This window comes from Polaribacter sp., assembly GCF_024639685.1.
Taxonomy (GTDB): domain Bacteria; phylum Bacteroidota; class Bacteroidia; order Flavobacteriales; family Flavobacteriaceae; genus Polaribacter.
In genome coordinates this window covers 323,048-329,272 of the sequence record NZ_JAHEHX010000021.1, presented here as the reverse complement: position 1 = coordinate 329,272, position 6,225 = coordinate 323,048, and the positions used below count along the sequence as shown (strand labels likewise).

Below are 6,225 nucleotides of genomic sequence, written 5' to 3'. Positions count from 1 at the left end.
ACTTAGAGGCCAACCTAGAAACATTTAGTTTTTCTATCAGCTATGTAGAAGATTATGAAAAGGTGGAATTAAATTTTTAATTTCATTAAAAATTATCTTTGAATGGGTCGGTTAAGGATTGATTAATAAATCAAACAAAGGAACCTGGTATTACTTCAGAAGTGCAATCCCCTATAGATATCCCAGGATTTGGTCATATCAATAATCAATGCACAAAAGATGGAGAATTAGACATTCATCAATTGTTTACCATCGAATCTGTGTCTTTAAGACACTCTTTACAAACAAACACCCATTCTTTCGGGTTTTTATATTGTACTCTATACATAGTAGAAAAATCTAAAATGCAAACTTCACAATGTTTAATTCTTTGTTTCATATTTCACTTAAGTAACCAGTAACTTTACTTTTAGAAAACAATATAACTACTTTATAATTATCTTTTTATACCTCCCGAGCAACCTCTCGAGCAACCCCAAAAACCAAAAAACCCGTAAATCATTGTTTATAAATGAGTTACGGGGTAATTTTGTGGTACCTCCAGGAATCGAACCAGGGACACAAGGATTTTCAGTCCTTTGCTCTACCAACTGAGCTAAGGTACCAGTACCATTAGCGGATGCAAATATAAAATGTTTTTTTACATCTCCTACATAAATTTGAAAAAAATGTGTTGTATTTTTGAAATTCATTAAATTTCAAGAATGAATTTAGCAATCGATATTGGTAATACAAGGGTAAAAACAGCTGTTTTTGAGGAGAATAAGCTTGTGGTAATTGAATATTTTAAAAGAGAAGAAATAATTACAAAACTCAAGAAAATATTCAAAACGCATAAAATTAAAGAGGCTATAATTGCAAATGTAGCATCAGTTTCTCAAGAAGTTCTAGAAGAAATCAATAAAATTGTCAGATTAACAAGAGTAAATTCTTTAATGAAATTACCATTTACTAATGCTTATGCTACTCCTCATACATTAGGCTTAGATAGGTTAGCCCTCGTTTTTAGTGCAGTTTTGCAATATGAGAGTCAAAATGTACTTATTATAGATGCAGGCACATGCATTACCTTTGATTTTGTTGATAAAAAAAAGAAGTATCTTGGAGGTGCAATTTCTCTAGGTGTAGAAATGAGATACAAATCTTTAAATCATTTTACTTCAAAATTACCATTACTAGATGTTACAACACCAAATCAATTTATTGGCAACAGTACAGAAGAAAGTATCCATTCTGGAGTAGTTAATGGTGTCGTACAGGAAATTGATGGCGTTATCTCTCAGTACAAAAACAAATATTTAGATTTAACAGTTGTTTTAACAGGAGGAGATACAAATTTCTTGTCAAAACAATTAAAAAGTAGCATATTTGCCAATCAAAATTTTCTCCTAGAAGGATTAAATAGAATACTTATTTTTAACAATAACAAATGATTAGAAAGATTGTAGCCATTATTTTATTATTTGCTTCATCAAGCTTCATGGCCCAAAGATCTAATTCATCTCCTTATTCTTATTTTGGAGTGGGTGAAGAATTTAACACCAATACCGTAATTCAGAATTCTATGGGAGGCATTGGAGTGGCTTTTAACCACTACAAATATTTGAATTTCACCAATCCAGCTGCTACTGCAAGCCTACGATACACAACTTATGGTTTTGGTCTATTGAATAATGATTTAACGATAAAGACGTCAGGTTCTAGTCAAAATAGTACTTCTACTAGTATTTCTTATGTTGCCTTAGCAGTTCCAATGGGTAAGAAGGCAGGTTTTTCTATTGGATTACAACCTTTTTCTTCTGTAGGATATTCTTTAAACAATGCCGTATTAAACACAGACGGAAGTACCTCTGAAATAACCGTGTATAATGGGAATGGTGGTATTAATAGATTGTATGGTACTTTTGGATTTACTCCTGTAAAGAATTTATCTCTAGGGGTAGAGGTAGATTTTAGTTTTGGAAATGTAGAGAATAACATTATTAATCAAAGAGATGATGTTTCTTTGGCCACAAAATACAATGAGCAAACGGCTATTAGAGGTGGTGCAGTAAAGTTTGGAGCACAGTATAAAAAAGAATTTAAAAATAATTTAGCATTAGATCTCGGAGCAACAGTAAAATTAGCAAACGATTTAAATGTTACAGGTAAAGATTATTTATATTCTCTAATTTTTGTTTCTGGCGGAAATGAATCACCAAGAGATACTATTTCTATTGGAAATATTAACGGTCAATTTGTAATGCCAATAAAATCTACATTTGGTATTGGTCTTGGGAAATTAGATAAATGGTACGCTGGGTTAGAGTATGAAAGTCAAGATGCTTTTACAACCAGTGGATTACTTGCTAATACAAATAGCGCGTATAGCTACGGAAATTCAAATAGAATATCTGTAGGAGGGTATTATTTACCAAAAATAAATTCTATCTCTAGTTACTGGAAGAGAGTAACTTACAGGGCAGGTGTACGAATAGAAAATACAGGTTTATTGGTAAATGGTACAGGTGCTAACTCAAATTTTACAGAAATTAAAGACTTTGGCATATCTTTTGGCCTAGGTTTACCATTAAAGCGTTTATCTACTGTAAATGCTGGATTTGAATTTGGAAAAAGAGGAACCTTGGAAAATAATTTAATACAAGAAAATTATTTTAATTTTAGATTAAGTTTATCTTTGTCTGACGCTTGGTTTATAAAAAGAAGAATAGATTAAAATTAAAACAATCATAATGAAGAAAATTACGTTTTTACTAGCAGTAAGCTTAATATTTATCGCTGCCAAAACTAATGCCCAGGAAGATGCAAAAAGAGAGTGTCAAATTAAATACAACCTTTTTAAAGGAGATTTTAACTCGAAAAAATATGATGATGCTTTAATAAATCTTACTTATTTACTAGATAATTGCCAAGATTTATCTGTAAATATTTACAAATACGGTTCTGATCTTGCAGAAAAAGCAAAGAAAGATCCTGTTTTAGCAAAAAGAATTTATGAGCAAAGATTGCAGTACTTTCCAAAGAAAAATCCTGCTAAAGTACATAGTGATTATGCGAGTTATTTAATGAAAAATAAATTGTCTACAGATGATGAGATTTTTTCTATTTTAGAAAAAGCTTATACTATAGATCCAACAAAAATGGGAGTAAAAAACTTGTATGTTTACTTTCAGGGAGTTACAGATAGAAATAAAGATACTAACCCTCAAAAGGTTTTTGATACATATGATGATGTGTTAGAGAATGTAAACAAGAAGCTAGATAATTATGCTGCTCAATTAAGAAAACTAAGTGTAGATACAATTAGAAATAAAAAGAAAATTTATGCTTATACTGTGAATTCTAAAGCTTTAGGACAAGTTGAAGGAGGTTTAGATAATATGATTTCTGAAATAGCAACTTGCGAAAGATTAGTGCCTTTATATGAAAGAGATTTCGAAGCGAATAAAACAAACTCAATTTGGTTACGTAGAGCAGTATCTAGAATGTTTGAAAAAGAATGTCAAGAAGTGCCAATGTATGAAAAGTTAGCAAAAGCTTATGCAGAAGCTACTCCATCTCCAGATTCATATACCTTTTATGCTGGTATTTTAGAAAAAAATGGTGATGCTAGTGGAGCAGCAGAAATGAGAGAGAAAGCATTTAACTTAGAAACAGATCCTATTAAAAAGGCAAAGTATAAATTAAAATTTGCACAAGCTGCAAAATCTAGAGGACAATTATCTAAAGCTAGAAGTTTGGCAAGAGAGGCTTTAAAATTTAATCCAAATTACGGAAGAGCGTATTTATTAATAGCAAGCTTATATCAATCTAGCGTTAACACTTGTGGAACTGATGAGTTTGAAAAAAGAATGGTTTATGCAGCTGCTTTAAGACAAGCACAAGTTGCTGCAAGAGTAGATCCTAGTATTTCTTCAAATGCAAGAAGATATATTAGAAGTTACAAGGCTAATTTGCCAAGTAAAAAAGTTATTTTTACGCAAGGTGCTCAAATAGGCGCTTCTCATACCATAAAATGTTGGATTGGAGAGACTGTTAAGGTTGCTTCAAGCGACTAGATATGAAAAAACTTGTTACATTATTTTTAAAAAGTACTGCTGTTTGTCTAGGAACAGTAGTACTTTTTTCTTGTTCTAACAGCAGTAAGTCCGCTAGAGATTTTTTAGCCGATAAAAATCTGCCAGTTGGTACCGCTAAAAATATTTACCATACCTACAAAGATTCTGGTTTTATAACTTCAAAATTAATAACCAATAGAATGTTAGATTTTAGCAACAGAAAAGCACACCCATATAGCGAGTTTCCAGACGGAATTAAAATTATAAATTTTGAGAATAATGGACTAGATTCAGTAACTATTACAGGAGATTATGCAATTACTTATTCTAAAACTTCAGTTTCAGAAATTCGTGGGCATGTTGTTGTAAAAAATCATTCAGATTTCTCTAAATTAGTTACAGAGCAATTATTTTGGGATCAAAAAACAAGCTACTTTGTATCAGAAAAACCTTTTACACTTACCAAAGAGAATGATACTATCTTTGGAGTTGGTTTTGAGTCTAAAGACAATTTATCTAAACATTTAGCCAAAAAAATAACAGGAAAATTAGAAACTTCAGAAAACTAAACAATGACAAAACTTTGGAAATTTTTTCAATACGGATATTTAATTGTTGCTATTATATGTTTAATAGAGGGGATTGTTCGTTTTAATTCAGAAAGAGAAAAAGCATATTTACTTTTAGGTTTTTCTATTTTTATTACATTAGTCTTTTTCTTTAAAAGACATTTTAGAAAAAAAGTAGAAAAAAGAAACAAACAACAGAAATAATACGCATTTTTCATAATGGAGGTAGAACTCATTATCATCTTAGTATCTATTTTATTATCTGCTTTTTTTTCAGGTATGGAAATTGCATTTGTTTCTGCTAATAAAATGCATATCGAATTAGAGAAAAAGAGAGATGGTTTTATTCCTAAAATATTAACTATAATAACTCAAAAATCATCTAAGTTTATTACTACAATGTTAGTAGGTAATAACATTTCTTTGGTAATTTATAGTTATTATATGGGGAGTATACTTCTTAAGATATTTCCTTTAGAAGGGTATAATGAATTTACTGTATTGGTTTTGCAAACTATAGTATCTACAATTATTATATTAATTACTGCAGAGTTTTTACCTAAGGCTATATTTAGAATATATGCAAATGAAGTTCTGAAAATATTTGCTGTACCTGCTTATGTTTTTTACTATATTTTTCATTTTTTTTCAGAATTTATAACCCTAATCTCAGACTTTTTTTTACGTGTTTTTTTTAAGACAAAATCAGACGAACAGCAAACGGAATTCAGTAAAGAAGAATTAGGTAATTATATAAATGAGCAATTAGAAACAGGTAATGATGAAGAAGTAGATTCAGAAATACAAATTTTTCAAAACGCTTTAATTTTTCAAAATGTAAAGGCTAGAGAGGTGATGGTGCCAAGAACAGAAATGGTTGCTGTAGAAATTCATGAAACTGTTCCCAACCTTAAAAAGTTATTTATAGAAACGGGTTTATCTAAAATATTGGTTTATAAAACATCTTTAGATGATGTATTAGGTTATGTAAATGCTTTCGAGTTGTTTAAAAAACCAAAAACTATAAAATCTATTTTACTTCCTTTAGAAATTGTTCCAGAATCTATGATGATTAACGATATTTTAAACACGTTAATGAAAAAAAGAAAAAGTGTAGCTATAGTGGTTGATGAATACGGAGGAACTTCAGGTATGATCACAGTAGAAGATATTGTAGAGGAGTTGTTTGGCGAAATAGAAGACGAACATGATTCTCAAGAATTCCTAGAAAAAAAAATTAGTGAAAAAATGTTTAACTTTTCAGCAAGGTTAGAAGTTGATTATTTAAATGAGGAGTACGATTTAAATATACCAAAATCAGAGGCCTACGAAACATTAGGAGGATATATTATAGAGCATACAGAAAACATTCCTGATGAAAAAGAAGTATTGGAAATAGATAATTTTGAAATTAAAATATTAAAAATGAGCGGAGCAAAGATTAACGAGGTCTCTTTAGAGGTTTCCGATCAAGAAACATAATATATTGCTTACTTTTTAGATGGAGTAAAAAATGTAACAAGCTACTAATAAGTAGTCATTGGGTTGCAATATAAAAAGTAAAAATGTATATTCGCCCACTGAAATTAATTTAAAAA

6 protein-coding genes and 1 tRNA gene are annotated in these 6,225 nt (G+C 30.0%); 6 read left to right on the top strand and 1 reads right to left on the bottom strand.

Going from position 1 to position 6,225, the window contains the following annotated elements; all coding sequences use genetic code 11:
- Window positions 1-532: 532 nt before the first annotated feature.
- Window positions 533-605: transfer RNA gene (locus Q0L44_RS11145), tRNA-Phe, on the bottom strand.
- A gap of 99 nt (window positions 606-704) precedes the next feature.
- Between Q0L44_RS11145 and Q0L44_RS11140 the strand changes: the two genes are divergently transcribed.
- From Q0L44_RS11140 to Q0L44_RS11115, 6 genes are read left to right on the top strand one after another with little or no spacing between them, the layout of a single operon-like run.
- On the top strand, window positions 705-1,433 hold the full coding sequence (locus tag Q0L44_RS11140) for a type III pantothenate kinase (RefSeq protein ID WP_296638543.1): 729 nt from the start codon (window positions 705-707) through the stop codon (window positions 1,431-1,433).
- Window positions 1,430-2,716 (top strand): hypothetical protein, encoded by a 1,287-nt coding sequence (locus tag Q0L44_RS11135; protein ID WP_296638540.1) that lies wholly within the window; start codon window positions 1,430-1,432, stop codon window positions 2,714-2,716. The genes Q0L44_RS11140 and Q0L44_RS11135 overlap by 4 nt, the downstream gene beginning before the upstream one ends.
- 16 nt (window positions 2,717-2,732) lie before the next feature.
- Window positions 2,733-4,058 carry a hypothetical protein gene (locus Q0L44_RS11130; protein WP_296638538.1) on the top strand — a complete coding sequence of 442 codons (1,326 nt, stop codon included), beginning with the start codon at window positions 2,733-2,735 and terminating at the stop codon, window positions 4,056-4,058.
- Between the two features lie 2 nt (window positions 4,059-4,060).
- The gene (lptC, locus tag Q0L44_RS11125) at window positions 4,061-4,627 is read left to right on the top strand and encodes an LPS export ABC transporter periplasmic protein LptC (protein ID WP_296638535.1); all 567 of its coding nucleotides are present in this window, start codon (window positions 4,061-4,063) and stop codon (window positions 4,625-4,627) included.
- Between the two features lie 3 nt (window positions 4,628-4,630).
- A complete protein-coding gene (locus Q0L44_RS11120) occupies window positions 4,631-4,831 on the top strand; it encodes a hypothetical protein (RefSeq protein WP_296638533.1) in 201 nt (66 codons plus the stop codon).
- A gap of 15 nt (window positions 4,832-4,846) precedes the next feature.
- Window positions 4,847-6,109: a hemolysin family protein gene (locus Q0L44_RS11115; RefSeq protein WP_296638530.1), complete on the top strand. Its 1,263-nt coding sequence runs from the start codon at window positions 4,847-4,849 to the stop codon at window positions 6,107-6,109.
- The last annotated feature ends 116 nt before the right edge of the window (window positions 6,110-6,225 follow it).

Bases quoted from the DNA above. Each gene is read 5' to 3' on its own strand.
- Q0L44_RS11120 (WP_296638533.1), top strand. From the start codon at position 4,631: ATGACAAAACTTTGGAAATTTTTTCAATACGGATATTTAATTGTTGCT.
- lptC (WP_296638535.1), top strand. From the start codon at position 4,061: ATGAAAAAACTTGTTACATTATTTTTAAAAAGTACTGCTGTTTGTCTA.
- Q0L44_RS11135 (WP_296638540.1), top strand. From the start codon at position 1,430: ATGATTAGAAAGATTGTAGCCATTATTTTATTATTTGCTTCATCAAGC.
- Q0L44_RS11140 (WP_296638543.1), top strand. From the start codon at position 705: ATGAATTTAGCAATCGATATTGGTAATACAAGGGTAAAAACAGCTGTT.
- Q0L44_RS11115 (WP_296638530.1), top strand. From the start codon at position 4,847: ATGGAGGTAGAACTCATTATCATCTTAGTATCTATTTTATTATCTGCT.
- Q0L44_RS11130 (WP_296638538.1), top strand. From the start codon at position 2,733: ATGAAGAAAATTACGTTTTTACTAGCAGTAAGCTTAATATTTATCGCT.